This window comes from Burkholderia ambifaria AMMD, from assembly GCF_000203915.1.
In the GTDB taxonomy this organism is placed as follows: Bacteria; Pseudomonadota; Gammaproteobacteria; order Burkholderiales; family Burkholderiaceae; genus Burkholderia; species Burkholderia ambifaria.
Genome location: NC_008390.1, coordinates 3109488 through 3124393, shown reverse-complemented (window position 1 = coordinate 3124393; position 14906 = coordinate 3109488). Strand labels below are relative to the sequence as shown.

Sequence of the window (14906 nt, the reverse complement as noted above, 5' to 3'; positions counted from 1 at the left end):
GCCCGATGCGGCGCTTCGCCCTCCTGCCTCGAAACCTCGCGCGAAGCCGCCGCGTCCCTACACGCTCTCCAGACCAGACAAAAACCAGACCCCTACCCGGGGAAGCCGATGAACCGACCGTACACCCTGAATGTGCTCGGCTCGGCGCTGCTGGCGATCTGCGCTTGCCACGCAAGCCTTGCCGCCGCCAGCGTCGTGATGACCAACACGCGCGTGATCTTTGCCGGCGACGCGAAAGAACAGAACCTCCAGTTCACGAACCTGGACGAATCCCCGAGCGTCATGCAGGTGTGGGTCGATGCCGGCGACGCGAAATCGACGCCCGATGTCGCCGACGCGCCGTTCTTGGTCAATCCGCCGATCTTCCGGATCGAACCGAAGACCGGGCAGACGGCCCGGCTGATCTTCGTCGGTCGCGATCTTCCTCAGGATCGCGAATCGATCTTCTATCTCAATAGCCTGCAGATCCCGTCGCTGAATTCGGCCTACGCGAACCAGAACCGAATGCTGGTGATGCTGCGCAACCGGATCAAGGTGTTCTACCGTCCCGCGACGATCGAAGGCGCGTCGGAGACGGCGCCGGACAAGCTCGCGCTGCGTCTCGACCGGCACGACGGCAAGATATGCGTCGTGCTGGACAACCCCACTGGCTACTTCGTGTCGGTCCTCGGCGGCAGTGCGACCTGCGGCAAGCAGGTCGCCACGTTCACCGCGGACATGGTCGCGCCGTACTCGACCGCGCGGTGGGTGCTGAACGGCGCCTGTCCGTCCGGGCCCGACGCGGCGAAGATCACGATCCGCTATGTCAACGACTACGGCGCGATCGACACGCACGAATATCGCTCGACCGGCTGGCCCGAGAAATGACGCGGGCCCGTCGAAGCGGCGGAAACACCCGATACGCCCGCCGCACCGGACCTCGCACCGCGCCCGTCCACGCAGCCGCACCGGCGGGCGAAGGGCCCTGCTACGCGTTCCTGCCGCTGCTCGTCGTGGCGCTCGGCTTCGTGACGCCCGCCCACGCGCTCCAAGCGGCGCCAGTCGGCCGCGAGGCCGACGGCGCAACCGCTCTCGCGTACAACTTCGACAGCCGGCTGCTGCTGGGCACGCCGCTCGGCGTCGCGAATATCGAGCGCTTCAACCGCACGCATGCCGTCGATCCCGGACGATACCAGGTCGATCTGTACGTGAACGATCGCTTCGTTTCGCGGCGCGACATCACGTTCCGCAATACAGATGACGGCGCGCTTTACCCGTGCCTCAGCGATGCACTGCTGACGTCCGCGGGCGTATTGCTGCGCGACGTCGCGGATGCCCGCTTGCCGCACGCCGCGGCCGGACAGGCTGCGCCCGACGGCACGCAACCTTCACCCGAACCAACACCGGATCACGCGGACGCGCTCCCGGCGGATGCACCGACGGCATTCTGCGGCCCGCTGACGAAGCGCGTGCCGGGCGCGCAGACCACGTTCGATCTGACGCGCCTGCGGCTCGACATCACCGTCCCGCAGTTCGAGATGAGAGTCGCACCGCGCGGCGCAGTCGATCCCGCATCGCTGGACGCGGGCGAAGCCGCCGCGTACGTGAACTACGACGCGAGCTACTACACATCTTCGGCGTACGGCGTGCGCGCGAATTCGGTCTACACGGGCCTCAATGCAGGCGTGAACGTCGGCCTGTGGCGTGTGCGCCAGCAGTCGTCGTTCACCTACAATGGAGGCACCGGCAACAGCATCTCCCGCTGGAACAACATCCGCACCTATGCGGAGCGGCCGCTGATCGGCATGCGCAGCCAGCTCACCATCGGCCAGAGCTTCACGAGCGGCAGCCTGTTCAGCACGGTGGGCTATACGGGCGTGCGCCTGGAATCCGACGATCGCATGCTGCCCGACTCGATGCGCGGCTACGCGCCGGTCGTCAATGGCGTCGCGCAGACCAACGCGCGCGTCGTCGTGAACCAGAACGGCCACGTGATCTACCAGACGACGGTGGCCCCCGGGCCGTTCCGGATCGCGGACCTGAATCCGACCAGCTACCAGGGCGATATCGACGTCGAGGTGCACGAGGCGAACGGCCAGGTGTCGCGCTTCACGGTGCCGTTCTCCGCAGTGCCGAATTCGATGCGCCCCGGCCTGTCGCACTACAGCGTCACGCTCGGCCAGGTGCGGCAAATCGAAGGCTCGCACGCGAGATTCGCCGACCTGACCTACCAGCGCGGCCTGACCAATTCGCTGACGGCCAACGGCGCCGTGCGCGTCTCGCTCGACTATCAGTCGGTGCTGGCCGGCGCCGTGCTAGGCACGCGGATCGGCGCGTTCGGCTGGAACACGACCTGGTCTCACGCGCGCAACGCGCAGGGCGGCTGGCTGAACGGCTGGATGAGTGCCATCACGTACAGCCACACCTTCACGCCGACCCAAACGACCTTCTCGCTGGCCGGCTATCGCTATTCGACGAAAGGCTATCGCGAGTTCATCGACGCGCTCAGCGCGCGCGAAGCTTACCGGCGCGGCGAAACCTGGGCGTCGTCGACCTACCAGCAGCGCGACCAGTTCACGCTCAACGTGAACCAGGATTTCGGCAAGTACGGCGCACTGTCGCTGTCCGCCACGACCAGCAGCTACTACGAGTCGCGGCCGCACGACACGCAGGTCCAGCTCAGCTACAACAACCACTACCACTCGATCAGCTACAACCTGTCGTTCGTCCGGCAGAAGACGGCCACCGTCGTCGCGCCGGGCAGCGGGCCGATGCAGAACCTCCTGCCCGGCTACGGACGGGCGGGCGCGGACACGCGGACGAGCAACGTGCTGATGCTGACCGTCTCGATCCCACTCGGATCGGGGCCGCGCACCGCATCGCTGTCGGGCAGTGTGTCGCACGGCAACGATCAGGGCACGTCGTACCAGGCGTCGCTCAGTGGCATTGCCGACCGCGCCCAGACGCTCAGCTACGGCCTCAGCCTGTCGGGCGAAACGCGCAACGGCGCGCGTACCTACAGCGGCAACCTGCAGAAGAACCTGTCAATGATCACGGCGGGCGCGAGTTATTCGAACGGCGATCATTTCTGGCAGGTCGGTGCCACCGCGCGCGGCGCGATCGTCGCGCACCGCGGCGGCGTCACGTTCGGGCCGTATCTCGGCGATACGTTCGGCATCGTCGAGGCCAAGGGTGCGCGAGGCGCGACCGTGCGCAGCGGGATGGGCGCGCGCGTCGACCGCTTCGGCTACGCGATCGTGCCGTCGCTCACGCCCTACCGCTACACGGACGTTGCGCTCGAAACACAAGGCATCGACCGCGACACTGAACTGATCGGCAACCAGGTGCGGGTCGCGCCGTATGCGGGCTCGGCCGTGCTGCTCAAGTTCGCGACACTGACCGGCCATGCGGTCCTGATCCAGGGTGCGCGCGCCGACGGCGAACGGCTGCCGCTGGGCGCGAACGTGCTGGACGGCAAGGGCACGTCGATCGGCGTGGTCGGGCAAGGCGGGCTCGCCTATGCGCGCGTGCCGTCGGCGCACGGTACGGTCAGGGTCCGCTGGGGCAAGCGGCGTGAGGACCAGTGCGCGATGCGCTACGACCTGCCCGCGCAGTCGGCGACGAAGGCGCCGATCGTGCGCATTCGCGCGCAATGCCTGCCGCTCGCGCTGAAATGACCGGCTGCGCGGACCACCGCCGCTCGCCCCCGCGTGGCGTTCATCGAAACCGGTCGCGACGCATGTCGCGATCGACCTCAAGAGGAGTGTCATTCATGCCGTACCGTTCGACCGAAGGTGGCCGATCCGTCACGCGGCGATATCGTGGCGCGTTGCTCGCCGCGCTGGCGATCGCGGCACTCGCGCTCGGAGTCTCGCCCGCCCGCGCGGCGTCCACGTCCCGCGGCTGCTTCAGGATCACCGGGCTGACCACCGGCGTCAATTCCGCGTACTACACCGACCCGGGCACGATTGCGCGGCCTTGGGCCGGCGCACCCGACACCGCGGGCGCTGGTGCATACAAGATGACGATCAACGTCGATACGTCGTCGTTCGTCCCGGAAGGCACGCTGATCGCCAGCCTCGTCTCGCCGGTCTACAACCTCGGCGCGAACGGCGCCGGCAGCTACAGCCCCGAGCAGGTGCTGTACCGTTGCTCGCCCGATTCCGCCGGTACGATGTTCGAATACTTCGCGACCAACGGCGACAACGCGAGCGCCGGCGGCAACGACGTCAGCGCTGTCTCGGGTATCCCGGGCACGTACCAGTCGCGGTATGCCGGCGTCGTGTTCCGCGTCACGAACGCGACGACCGGGCAGACCGCGACACGCTACTGGCAGGCTCGGCCGCTGACCGGCCTCGACGTCGACAGCCAGGGCTGGTTCCTCGTCAAGGCCAAGAATTTCAGCGCGTACAAGGTCGAGCTGTTCAAATGCAGCTCGTGCCCGAACGGCGGCAACCGGTCGACGGGCGCGTGGGCCGAATCGCAGCCGTTCGCGTACAACGCGTTTCGCGGCGGCGCATCCGGCATGATTCCCTCCAGCGGCCTGTTCGTCGGCGCCGATTCTGCGACCAATTATTCGGGCTGGTACGGTGACTGGCCAGCCGCGATCAATCCGTATGGCAACATCACCGTGCGGCGCTCCGCGACGTGCGCGGTCACCAACACTACGCCGATGATCCTGTTTCCGACGATGTCGGTCAGCGAGCTGACGCAGGGCGGCTCCCGGCAATTACCGATCACGGTGCGGATTGAATGCCAGAGCGTGACGCCGAGCGGCATGAGCGCCTTCGTGAGCGGGACAGCGGCCAACCAGACCGCGCTCGGGCTCCTCGCGCCGCCGGCGAACGTCCAGCAGGCAATCAATGCGGGCCTGAAGATGTCGGGCAGCGGCGTCACGTACCTGCTGTCGAACGGCTATGGCACCGACCCGGGTGTCGCGACCGGCGTGGGCGTCGCGCTGTCGCGGCCGGGCGGCGCAGCGCTGAATTTTCTGAGCAACCAGTACGTGACGACCGGCGGCGCCGCGGACGGCTGGGATCCCGTGCTGAACGACGCAACGGCAGAGTCGACCGTCAACGGGCAGACGAGCTACACGCGCGTCATCAACGCGACCTTCAAGGCGTTCGCGCCGGGTTCGACGCCGGTGACGGCGGGCCGCTACAACGCCACCGCGCAGGTGATCGTCCGTGTGCAATGACGTCCGCCGGGGCACGGCAATTGTCGCGCTGCGCTTGCGCTGGGCATGGTGCAAGCGGCAGGTCGGCCGCCACATCGCGTGCACCGCACTGTGCGTCGCGGCAGTCGCCGGCGGCCCAATCGCCCTCGCCGTCGCCGGCGTGACGCCGGAAGTCTCGCGCATCGTCTTCGCCGCCGACGGGGCCGAACAGTCGGTCCAGCTCTACAATCTGAACGCGTACCCAGTACTCGTCCAGGCCTGGATCGACGGCGGCGACATCCTGTCGGTGCCGCAATCATCGAGTGCGCCGGTCGTCGCGTTGCCACCGATCTTCCGGATGGCGCCGCACGATCAGACGAGCCTGCGGTTGATCAATGCCGGCGAGCCACTGCCGACGGACCGTGAATCGCTGCTCTGGCTCAACCTGTACGAGATCCCCTCCACGCCGAAGGACTGGGTGCATGACAGACAGACCGTGACCGTCACAATGCGCACCCAAATCAAGCTGTTCGTGCGCCCGGCGGGCCTCGCCGATCCGGGCGTGAGTCGGCTGCGGAAACTTGTGCTGTCGCTTGCGACCGCCCGCCGGGGGCTCGTATTGACGATTGACAATCCCACGCCGTATTACGCGACGATCGGCGCTGTGCAGGTCACGCTGGGCGACACCGCGAAGCAGGCGGTCCCGGACATGATCGCGCCTTTTTCCCGCACAACCGTCGCGTTCGACGCGTGGTATGCATCCCCCGGCGCAGCCGCGCGCGTCACCTTCACGCTGATCGGCGATGACGGCAATCCTGACGCAGACACCCGCACGGTGCGTGTCGGCGCGTGTCCAGGTGGTGTTGCGTGCGACTCCGGTCGGGCATCCGATGCCGTGCAGGTCCTTTCCCCGCCGATTCGAACGCAACGTGAACGCCAACCGACCGACTCATGCACATCGGCGCAGATCGATTAGGCGACACGCTACGGCAATATGCAGCAGGCGACAAACCAGCAGATCGCGCTCGAACGGGGCGGGGCCAACTGCACGGACACCGGCCATTTCGCCCAGCCCGCGCACAAAGTCGACGACTGCCGGTGCGATGTCCAGAAAGCGCAGGATGCGGTGCGTGAGGTCGAAACGGACCTGCATGTAGCCGACATGCACGGCGACGCCCGCAAGCTCGCCGCCAAATAGCACTACCCGGATGCTCCAGGGAGTCTGTCAACGCGAGTCCAGCGGAAAGCTGCTAACGAAAGAGCGCGGAAGCGGTTCGGGAGCCCACTTCCGCTACACTTCGCTATGTGGCTTTGACAAACGTAGTTCGGCGGGCTGCCGAGATCAGTGAAGAATCAAATGGTTACCGGGAAATTTTGCGGTGGCATGTTCCGCTAACCGTTCTGAGAGGAACGTGAGTTACCGCTGTACGGACGGCCCCGAACTTCCGAGCTAAATCAGTGATTTGGCCTGGAACTTCGGGTCTTTTTTCGTGTGCAGGTTTTTCGATTCGGCTGGAACGTGCCTAATCGGATGGTTCCGTTCCGTCGAACGGAGGCTGGCGTGAGGCGATACGCAATTCGGGACGTGCCGATGGCATCGACCACGGCCTTCGGCGGAGCCATCAATGCGATGGCGTCGCGCGTGCACGCCGAACGGGCCCGGAGAACCAGCGAATTACGCTTCCGTGATCGCGACCAGGTTGCTGACGCGCTCAACCGACTTTCCGCCCTTCGGCCAGCGCACCAACGCGTCGCTACCGTGGACCGACAGGACCACACCGTCGCTGCGGTCGACCGTGCCCGTGAACGTGACGCGGTTCACTTTGGCCGCGGGCGCGAACGTCGCCTTGCTGCGGCCCGGCAGCATGTCCATCAGAAACGAAAATACGGGGTACACGATTGCTCCTTCGCGAGCTTGAACTAAGGGTTTTCCCCTAGTTTAGCACCGCGCATGCGGCACTGCAACATTTCGGCCTCGTGCGTTGAGGGCGTGCCGCGTGCCGGCAACGTTTTCATTTCTGGTGCGGTGCCGCGCATCTGACTTATGTCACCCCGTCGCCACGATTGACCGGCTAAACTGCTTCTTTCGACGTTTCGATCGAAGGAGACACCATGCGGCGGGTCGTATTCAACCAGAAGGGCGGCGTGGGCAAATCGACGATCGTCTGCAACCTGGCGGCGATCAGCGCGAGCGAAGGATTGCGCACGCTCGTCATCGACCTCGACGCACAGGCGAATTCCACGCGCTATCTGCTCGGCGACGCCGCGAGCGACGTGCATCCCGGCGTCGCCGAATTCTTCGAGACGGCGCTGACGTTCAACTTCCGGCCGGTCGACGTCGCGTCGTTCATCCATCCGACGCCGTTCGACGGGCTCGACGTGATGCCCGCGCATCCGGACCTCGACACGCTGCACGGCAAGCTCGAGTCGCGCTACAAGATCTACAAGCTGCGCGACGCGCTGAACGAGCTCGACACCTATGACGCCATCTACATCGACACGCCGCCCGCGCTGAACTTCTACACGCGCTCGGCGCTGATCGCGGTCGAACGCTGCCTGATTCCGTTCGATTGCGACGACTTCTCGCGCCGCGCGCTCTACACGCTCCTCGAGAACGTGAAGGAAATCCAGCAGGACCATAACGCGGCGCTCGAGGTCGAAGGGATCGTCATCAACCAGTTCCAGCCGCGTGCGAGCCTCCCGCAGCGGCTGGTCGACGAACTCATCGAAGAAGGATTGCCGGTGCTCGCGTCGCGGCTGTCGGCGTCGGTGAAGATCCGCGAGTCGCATCAGCAGTCGACGCCGGTGATCCATCTCGAGCCGGCGCACAAGCTCGCGCAGGAGTTTCGCGCGCTGCATCGCGAGCTGGTCGGGTGACGCCGTCGGCATTATCGCGGCAATTCATCCGATAATTGAATTGATTGTTAATAATTCCGATTACGATTTCGGAAATAATCGCGATAACGATTTCAGAATCAGCCCAAAGAAAAACGATTACATAGCGGATTGGGCTGTTTTCATGCACACCTATTTTCCCATAACGGAAATAATGACGCGGTAAATATTGCGACGCAGTCGGTGCATGCTGCTGTAAAATTGAGAAAATCGTTTAAACGTGAGGCGTTGCAGCCCGGCCCCATTGTGCAAGGCCCGGCCGGGAGGCGGTCGTTTCGATTCGTAAGGGTTTTCACCTAGCATTAATGCCATTTAATTGACAATTAATGCATCTAAAATGCCTTCTTCAACTTCTCGCATTCAATGCCGTGTGCGGGTTGAAAATAAGGGAGCAGGCTGTCGATCTGACTTCCATTTCCTTGTGTCGTCTCTCGCAATTGCCAACAGGAGCATACCCGATGTCCGTATTTGCCCCCGAAAAACTCGCCGCCGATTACCAGTCCGGAATCGCCGCATGGTTCGCGCTTGCCCGTCCGGCCATCAACGGTTTCGAGGCTGTCGTCGAGCTCAATGTACAGGCGGCCAAGACGGCGCTCGAGGAGTACGAGGACAAGCTGAAGAACGCATTCAATATCAGCAACCCGGCCGCGGGCTTCGCGCAGCAGGTCGCCGTACCGCAGGAAGCGGCCGGCAAGGCGGTCGCGTACGGCCGCCATCTGTTCGACATCGCGGTGTCGACGCAGGCCGAGTGGGCGAAGGTCGCGCAGGTTCAGTACGAGCAGAACGACAAGCGCATGAAGGACGTGTTCGGCGAACTGTCGAAGCACGCGCCGGCCGGTTCGGCCCCGGTGGTCGCCGCGCTGAACTCGGCGCTGTCCGCGGCGACGGCCGCGGCCGACACCGTGCGCGCAGCGGCGGGGCAGGCGATCGAGGCCGCGCAAAGCGGTTTCGACGCGGTCAGCGAAACGGCGGCGCGCGGTGCCAAGCAGACGGCCACCGCCGCACGCAAGGAAGCGGCTTCGCGCGACTCCGCTGCGTGAGCGCGTGTCGCGCGCAGGCGCGACACGAGTAAGGAATGAGCGGTGCCGGAAGGCGCCGGCCGCCGCGTGTGCCGCGTGGCGGCCGGCGAGCTTTCCGCTCGCCGCGGCGTGCCCGGACACGGCCGGAGCACGCGGATGTGCCGCGCGCATGCGCGCGCGAACGTGCAGCCGCATCGCGAGCCGCGCGGCGCTCACACGCCGTCGCCGGCCGCAGTGCCGTGCCGGCACCGGCACACGATTCGGATCGACCCATTGATTTCAAAGCAGGAATTGAACATGACGGACGTAGTGATCGTATCGGCCGCGCGGACCGCGGTCGGCAAATTCGGCGGCTCGCTCGCGAAGATCGCGGCACCGGAACTGGGCGCGACGGTGATTCGCGCGGTGCTGGAGCGCTCGGGCGTGAAGCCCGAGCAGGTGAGCGAAGTGATCACGGGTCAGGTGCTGGCGGCAGGCTCGGGGCAGAACCCGGCGCGTCAGTCGCTGATCAAGGCCGGCCTGCCGAGCGCGGTGCCGGGCATGACGATCAACAAGGTGTGCGGCTCGGGCCTGAAGGCCGTGATGCTGGCGGCGAACGCGATCGCGGCGGGCGACGCGGAGATCGTGATCGCGGGCGGCCAGGAAAACATGAGCGCGGCGCCCCACGTGCTGCCGGGCTCGCGCGACGGGTTCCGGATGGGCGACGCGAAGCTGGTCGACACGATGATCGTCGACGGCCTGTGGGACGTGTACAACCAGTACCACATGGGCATCACGGCGGAGAACGTCGCGAAGGAATACGGGATCACGCGCGACGAGCAGGACGCGTTCGCGGCGCTGTCGCAGAACAAGGCGGAAGCCGCGCAGAAGGCCGGCCGCTTCAACGACGAAATCGTGCCGGTGTCGATTCCGCAGGGCAAGGGCGAGCCGCTGCAGTTCGCGACCGACGAGTTCGTGCGCCACGGCGTGACGGCGGAATCGCTGGCGGGCCTGAAGCCGGCGTTCGCGAAGGAAGGCACGGTGACGGCGGCGAACGCGTCGGGGCTGAACGACGGCGCGGCGGCGGTGCTGGTGATGTCGGCGCAGAAGGCGGCGGCACTGGGCCTGACGCCGCTGGCGCGGATCAAGGCGTACGCGAATGCGGGCGTGGATCCGAGCGTGATGGGCATGGGCCCGGTGCCGGCATCGCGCCGCGCGCTGGAGCGTGCGGGCTGGACGCCGGGCGACCTGGACCTGATGGAAATCAACGAGGCCTTCGCGGCGCAGGCGCTGGCCGTGCACAAGCAGATGGGCTGGGACACGTCGAAGGTGAACGTGAACGGCGGGGCGATCGCGATCGGTCACCCGATCGGCGCGTCGGGCTGCCGGATCCTGGTGACGCTGCTGCACGAGATGGTCAAGCGTGACGCGAAGCGCGGGCTGGCGTCGCTGTGCATCGGCGGCGGGATGGGTGTCGCACTCGCGGTCGAACGCGGTTGAGTCAGGCCTGACGAACATGCACGCGTGCGGCGCAGGCCTGCGCCGCGCACGCGCGAAGCAGGTTGCGCGCGCAACGGGCAACCCGCGACAGGTGTGATGTTCCGGTGCGCGCCGCGTCAGCCACGCGGGCGGGCGCGCATCGAAGCGGTGGGGCGGCGGCATGTGCCATGTCGTCGCCGCGCACCATTGATTACTTTACTTCTCGGTAACTAATAGGATGACTAAGCGAATTGCAGTTGTGACGGGTGGGATGGGCGGTCTTGGCGAAGCGATCAGCATCCGGTTGAACGACGCTGGCTACCAGGTCGTTGTCACGTATTCGCCGAACAATACCGGTGCCGATCGCTGGCTGACCGAGATGCACTCGGCCGGTCGCGAATTCCATGCTTATCCGGTGGATGTGGCCGATTACGATTCGTGCCAGCAATGCATCGAGAAGATCGTCCGGGAAGTCGGCCCGGTCGACATCCTGGTGAACAACGCGGGCATCACGCGCGACATGACGCTGCGCAAGCTCGACAAGGTCAACTGGGATGCGGTGATCCGCACCAACCTCGATTCCGTGTTCAACATGACGAAGCCGGTTTGCGACGGCATGGTCGAGCGCGGCTGGGGACGCATCGTCAACATCGCGTCGGTCAACGGCTCGAAGGGTTCGATCGGCCAGACCAACTACGCGGCCGCGAAGGCCGGCATGCACGGCTTCACGAAATCGCTCGCGCTCGAGACCGCGCGCAAGGGCGTGACGGTGAACACCGTGTCGCCGGGCTATCTCGCGACGAAGATGGTCACGGCGATCCCGCAGGACATCCTCGACACGAAGATCCTCCCGCAGATTCCGGCGGGCCGGCTCGGCAAGCCCGAGGAAGTCGCGGGGCTGGTCGCGTATCTGTGCTCGGAGGAGGCCGGCTTCGTGACGGGCTCCAACATCGCGATCAACGGCGGCCAGCACATGCAGTGACGCGCGGCGGCCCGGGCGGCGTTCGCGCGTGCGTCCGGGCCGTGCTCCCGCTGTATCCAGCGCCGGAGCGGCGCGGCATGCGTGCGGTGATGGATCACGGACGCAGGTTCGCCGCACATGCGGCGGGCCGGATGCGTCCGCGCTCCAGCTACCGCGTCGCGGCAGGCGTGCCGCCCCGGCCTCGCATTCCGGAGGAGGCATGGGTGAAACCTGGATGGGACTCGCGATCGGCGGCTCGGCACTGGCCGTCGCGCTGACGATGGCGATCGCGCTTCACTGGCTCGAGCGGCGCCGCGCGCGGCTGCTGCGAAATTTCGATCATCGCGATTGCTGGTTCGTCGCGTACGGCAAGTGCCTCGCGCGCAGGCCGGCGCGGCGCACGCGCAACGGCGCGCGATGACGAAGCGGTGCGGCAGCGGCGCACTCACGCGTCGTGCCGCATCCCGCGCATCCTGCCTGCGCTGCGCGGGATGCTCACCCTCAATTGCTCTTCTGCGCGCCTTCGCCCGAATCGTTCTTGTGGAAGATTCGCTTCGTCGTGCGCTTGGTCGCATCCCAGCCCTCGCGCGACACATGCGCGATGCCGTGACCGACCGTCTTCGCGGCGCTCGCGGTCGCATGGCCGAAGCTGCGTGCAGCCTCGCCGGTCTTGTGCGCCGCTTCCTTCGAATCGCGCTTGATGTCCTGCTTCACTTCCGACATGTCCGCGTGCGCGATCGGGCTGATCAGCGCGAGGACGATTGCGCTGCAAATGAACTGACGTGCTTTCACGACCTGGTTTCCTTGGGCAAATTCATCGGGGGCCTGCATGGCCGGCCGGCGGCGGAACGCGTGCGCCGGCCGCCGATGCATCGAGCATCACTACCGCGCGGCCGCTGAGCAGCACGCGATCGTCGCAGCGCAGCGCGAAGCCGTACAGCACGGAATGGTCGTCGCCGCCGATGCGTTCGGCGTCGACGATCAGCGGCAGCGCGAACGTGTCGAGCCGATCGACGAACGCGTCGACGTTGCGCACGCTCGCGAGATAGCCGGCGCGCGGCCGTGCTTGTTCCGTGTGCTCCTGTTGCGTCCCGAGCAGCGCGCCGTGCACGGCCATCGCCTGCGCCGCATATTCGACTCCGCAGACCGACGCGAGCCGGCCGCGCGAGCGCAGCGGGTTGTGCGGATCGCGATGGCTCGTCGCGCTGCAGCGAATGCGCGCGGCATCCCATGCTTCGACGCGATCGAGTACGCACATCGCGCCGTCGTGCGGGATGTGCGCGGCGATCCATGCACGATCGAGCGTCGGCGGCGGCGGCTGCGTCGGCGTCGAGACGGGCGCCGTCATCGCGCGTGCTCCGCGTCCGCATCGGGCAGCGCGATATCGACCTGCACGCGCGTGTCTTCCAGATAGTCGAGCACGACGCGCGTCGCACGCCGCGCGGCGAGCGCGTCGAGCAGCGGCAGCGCACGCGCGGCCGGATTGCCGGTGCGCAGCGCGTCGAGTTCGCGGTTCGCGAGCGTCGTCGCCGGCGCGTCGGTCAGCTGCACGTCGATGCGCGCGAGCGTGCGTTCGCTTGCGTCGGGCGCGAACACGAACGCAACGCCGAATGCGTCGACGATCGGCCGCACCGCGCGCAGCGGTTCCGGATAGTCGGTGTCGTAGGCGATCAGCAGGCTCGGCACGCGATCGACCGTGACCTGGCACAGGCTCTCGAGCAGGCCCGCGGCAAAGCTGCCGTCGTGCGCGCACAGCACGTTCGACGTCGCCATCGCACGGGTGGCGATGCTCCAGTAGCCGGCCGGCGCGTTGTGCACGGAGTTGTGAAAGCGCGTGGGCGACAGTTGGCGGTCGTCGCCGGCGAGGGTCTCGCAGATCGCGTGGCAATTCTGGCCGTCGCCGCCGGACGCGCTGAATACGGTCGCGAGCGTGGCGGGATCGCGCCCGCTCGCGGCTGCCGCTTCGAGCCCGACCGCGAGCGCGACGCGCACCACGGGGCCGGTGCGGCGGCGTTCCGCCGGCGGCAGGCCGGCCGGCGGCGGCAGCACGGTGCGCGCCCTCGCATAGGGCGTGCGTCCGGCGAGCACGTCGGCCGCGTGCGGCCAGTCGTTCAGTCCCGGCCCGATGAGGCCGACACTTTCGATGAAGGCGGTGACGGTCATGTCGGCTCCCGGCGGCGGGCGTGCTCGGCGCGGCCGAGGATCAGGCTGCAATTCGTGCCGCCGAAGCCGAACGAATTGGACAGGACCGCACGCAGGTGCGCGTCGCGGCTCGCGAGCACGTAGTCGGCGGCCAGCGCCGGATCGGGTTGCGTCGTGTTGACGCCGGCCGGCACGAACTGCTCGCGCAGCGCGAGCGCGGCGACGACCGCTTCGAGCGCGCCGGCGGCGCCGAGCGTGTGACCGGTCGCCCCCTTCGTCGAGCTGCACGGCGTGCGTGCGAGCAGTGCGCCCACGGCGCGGCTTTCGGCGGCATCGTTGCTGGGCGTCGCGGTGCCGTGCAGGTTCACGTAGTCGATGTCGCTCGCGTCGAGGCCGGCCGATGCGAGCGCCTGTTCGATCGCGACGCGTGCGCCGAGCCCGTCCGGATGCGGCGACGACATATGATGCGCATCGCTCGATTCGCCGACGCCGAGCAGCAGGATCGCGTCGCCATCGAGCGCGGCGCGTGTTTCCGGCACGCGTTCGAGCAGCGCGAACGCGGCGGCCTCGCCGATCGAGATGCCGTCTCGCGCGACGTCGAACGGCCGGCACGGCTTGCGCGACAACAGTTCGAGCGAATTGAAGCCGTACAGCGTCGTCAGGCACAGCGAATCGACGCCGCCGACGACGGCCGCATCGATCAGCCCCGCTTCGATCATCCGGCGCGCGGAGCCGAATACCTTCGCGCCGGACGAACACGCGGACGAGATCGCCGTCGCCGGCCCGCGCAGCGAGAAATACGCACGCACGAATGCAGCCGCCGAATACGGGTTGTGGGTATGCGCATAGCGGAACCCGGCGGGCAGTGCGCCGCTCGCCGGATCGCGTTGCTCGTACGCGCGTTCGGTCTCGAGGATGCCGGACGTGCTCGTGCCGATGAACACGCCGACGCGGGCGGCGCCGTGGCGCGACACGGCCGCCGCGACGCGCGCGTCGAAGCCGTCCTGCACGAGGCCGAGCTGCGCGAGGCGGTTGTTGCGGCAGTCGAAATCGGAGAGATCCGCGCGCACGGGCTGCGCATCGACGCCGTCCACCGAGCCGATCCAGGTGTCGAGTTCGGCGCGTTCGAAGTCGCACGGCGTGAGAGCGCCGCGCGCGTGGCGCAGCGCGTCGAGGGTCGCGTCGAGGCCGCGGCCGATGCAGCTGGTGGCGGTGAAGTGCGAGAGCAGCAGAGGTTTCACGAGGGTCGCATCCGGTGGCCGGAACGGGCGCCGCAGCAGGGCTGGCGGGCGCGCCG

At 67.0% G+C, this 14906-nt stretch carries 15 protein-coding genes; 10 read left to right on the top strand and 5 right to left on the bottom strand.

The genetic code is table 11. The features are described 5' to 3' along the window. Window positions 1–108: 108 nt before the first annotated feature. From BAMB_RS14305 to BAMB_RS14285, 5 genes are all read left to right on the top strand, one after another. Window positions 109–867, top strand: a complete 759-nt coding sequence (locus tag BAMB_RS14305) for a fimbrial biogenesis chaperone (protein ID WP_011657946.1) — start codon at window positions 109–111, stop codon at window positions 865–867. Further along, window positions 864–3656, top strand: coding sequence for a fimbria/pilus outer membrane usher protein (locus tag BAMB_RS14300; RefSeq protein ID WP_082089610.1), 2793 nt, complete (start codon window positions 864–866; stop codon window positions 3654–3656). The genes BAMB_RS14305 and BAMB_RS14300 overlap by 4 nt, the downstream gene beginning before the upstream one ends. 95 nt (window positions 3657–3751) lie before the next feature. Next, a complete protein-coding gene (locus BAMB_RS14295; protein ID WP_011657944.1) occupies window positions 3752–5176 on the top strand; it encodes a fimbrial protein in 1425 nt (474 codons plus the stop codon). Next, a complete protein-coding gene (locus BAMB_RS14290; protein ID WP_011657943.1) occupies window positions 5166–6110 on the top strand; it encodes a fimbrial biogenesis chaperone in 945 nt (314 codons plus the stop codon). The genes BAMB_RS14295 and BAMB_RS14290 overlap by 11 nt, the downstream gene beginning before the upstream one ends. An 18-nt stretch (window positions 6111–6128) precedes the next feature. Further along, entirely contained in the window at window positions 6129–6332 is a 204-nt protein-coding gene (locus BAMB_RS14285) for a hypothetical protein (RefSeq protein WP_041491276.1), read from the top strand. Window positions 6333–6809: 477 nt separating this feature from the next. On the opposite strand, the gene BAMB_RS14280 is transcribed toward BAMB_RS14285, so the two are convergent. Beyond that, window positions 6810–7031 carry a hypothetical protein gene (locus tag BAMB_RS14280; protein ID WP_011657941.1) on the bottom strand — a complete coding sequence of 74 codons (222 nt, stop codon included), beginning with the start codon at window positions 7029–7031 and terminating at the stop codon, window positions 6810–6812. 215 nt (window positions 7032–7246) lie between these two features. Between BAMB_RS14280 and BAMB_RS14275 the strand changes: the two genes are divergently transcribed. The 5 genes from BAMB_RS14275 (at window position 7247) to BAMB_RS14255 (ending at window position 11888) form a co-directional block, all read left to right on the top strand. Then, entirely contained in the window at window positions 7247–8011 is a 765-nt protein-coding gene (locus BAMB_RS14275; RefSeq protein ID WP_011657940.1) for a ParA family protein, read from the top strand. Between the two features lie 476 nt (window positions 8012–8487). After that, complete coding sequence (phaP, locus tag BAMB_RS14270) at window positions 8488–9069, top strand: TIGR01841 family phasin (protein ID WP_011657939.1); 582 nt, start codon at window positions 8488–8490, stop codon at window positions 9067–9069. Between the two features lie 276 nt (window positions 9070–9345). After that, window positions 9346–10527: an acetyl-CoA C-acetyltransferase gene (locus BAMB_RS14265; protein WP_011657938.1), complete on the top strand. Its 1182-nt coding sequence runs from the start codon at window positions 9346–9348 to the stop codon at window positions 10525–10527. Window positions 10528–10744: 217 nt separating this feature from the next. Continuing rightward, window positions 10745–11488 carry an acetoacetyl-CoA reductase gene (gene phbB, locus BAMB_RS14260; protein ID WP_011657937.1) on the top strand — a complete coding sequence of 248 codons (744 nt, stop codon included), beginning with the start codon at window positions 10745–10747 and terminating at the stop codon, window positions 11486–11488. 199 nt (window positions 11489–11687) lie between these two features. Further along, window positions 11688–11888, top strand: coding sequence for a hypothetical protein (locus tag BAMB_RS14255; RefSeq protein ID WP_041491275.1), 201 nt, complete (start codon window positions 11688–11690; stop codon window positions 11886–11888). 80 nt (window positions 11889–11968) lie between these two features. On the opposite strand, the gene BAMB_RS14250 is transcribed toward BAMB_RS14255, so the two are convergent. The 4 genes from BAMB_RS14250 to BAMB_RS14235 are packed head-to-tail and all read right to left on the bottom strand — an operon-like array spanning window position 11969 to window position 14850. Then, the gene (locus tag BAMB_RS14250) at window positions 11969–12298 is read right to left on the bottom strand and encodes a hypothetical protein (RefSeq protein WP_041491397.1); all 330 of its coding nucleotides are present in this window, start codon (window positions 12296–12298) and stop codon (window positions 11969–11971) included. Next, window positions 12282–12815, bottom strand: coding sequence for a hotdog family protein (locus BAMB_RS14245; protein WP_011657934.1), 534 nt, complete (start codon window positions 12813–12815; stop codon window positions 12282–12284). The genes BAMB_RS14250 and BAMB_RS14245 overlap by 17 nt, the downstream gene beginning before the upstream one ends. Then, complete coding sequence (locus BAMB_RS14240) at window positions 12812–13630, bottom strand: beta-ketoacyl synthase chain length factor (RefSeq protein WP_011657933.1); 819 nt, start codon at window positions 13628–13630, stop codon at window positions 12812–12814. Before BAMB_RS14240 ends, BAMB_RS14245 begins: the two co-directional genes overlap by 4 nt. After that, the gene (locus tag BAMB_RS14235; protein WP_011657932.1) at window positions 13627–14850 is read right to left on the bottom strand and encodes a beta-ketoacyl-[acyl-carrier-protein] synthase family protein; all 1224 of its coding nucleotides are present in this window, start codon (window positions 14848–14850) and stop codon (window positions 13627–13629) included. Before BAMB_RS14235 ends, BAMB_RS14240 begins: the two co-directional genes overlap by 4 nt. Window positions 14851–14906: the final 56 nt, after the last annotated feature.

What these genes read in the sequence shown, in the direction of transcription:
- BAMB_RS14300 (WP_082089610.1), top strand. Translation starts at nt 864, where the DNA reads ATGACGCGGGCCCGTCGAAGCGGCGGAAACACCCGATACGCCCGCCGC.
- BAMB_RS14305 (WP_011657946.1), top strand. Translation starts at nt 109, where the DNA reads ATGAACCGACCGTACACCCTGAATGTGCTCGGCTCGGCGCTGCTGGCG.
- BAMB_RS14245 (WP_011657934.1), bottom strand. Translation starts at nt 12,815, where the DNA reads ATGACGGCGCCCGTCTCGACGCCGACGCAGCCGCCGCCGCCGACGCTC.
- BAMB_RS14240 (WP_011657933.1), bottom strand. Translation starts at nt 13,630, where the DNA reads ATGACCGTCACCGCCTTCATCGAAAGTGTCGGCCTCATCGGGCCGGGA.
- phaP (WP_011657939.1), top strand. Translation starts at nt 8,488, where the DNA reads ATGTCCGTATTTGCCCCCGAAAAACTCGCCGCCGATTACCAGTCCGGA.
- BAMB_RS14250 (WP_041491397.1), bottom strand. Translation starts at nt 12,298, where the DNA reads ATGCAGGCCCCCGATGAATTTGCCCAAGGAAACCAGGTCGTGAAAGCA.
- BAMB_RS14295 (WP_011657944.1), top strand. Translation starts at nt 3,752, where the DNA reads ATGCCGTACCGTTCGACCGAAGGTGGCCGATCCGTCACGCGGCGATAT.
- BAMB_RS14285 (WP_041491276.1), top strand. Translation starts at nt 6,129, where the DNA reads ATGCAGCAGGCGACAAACCAGCAGATCGCGCTCGAACGGGGCGGGGCC.
- BAMB_RS14265 (WP_011657938.1), top strand. Translation starts at nt 9,346, where the DNA reads ATGACGGACGTAGTGATCGTATCGGCCGCGCGGACCGCGGTCGGCAAA.
- BAMB_RS14255 (WP_041491275.1), top strand. Translation starts at nt 11,688, where the DNA reads ATGGGTGAAACCTGGATGGGACTCGCGATCGGCGGCTCGGCACTGGCC.
- phbB (WP_011657937.1), top strand. Translation starts at nt 10,745, where the DNA reads ATGACTAAGCGAATTGCAGTTGTGACGGGTGGGATGGGCGGTCTTGGC.
- BAMB_RS14275 (WP_011657940.1), top strand. Translation starts at nt 7,247, where the DNA reads ATGCGGCGGGTCGTATTCAACCAGAAGGGCGGCGTGGGCAAATCGACG.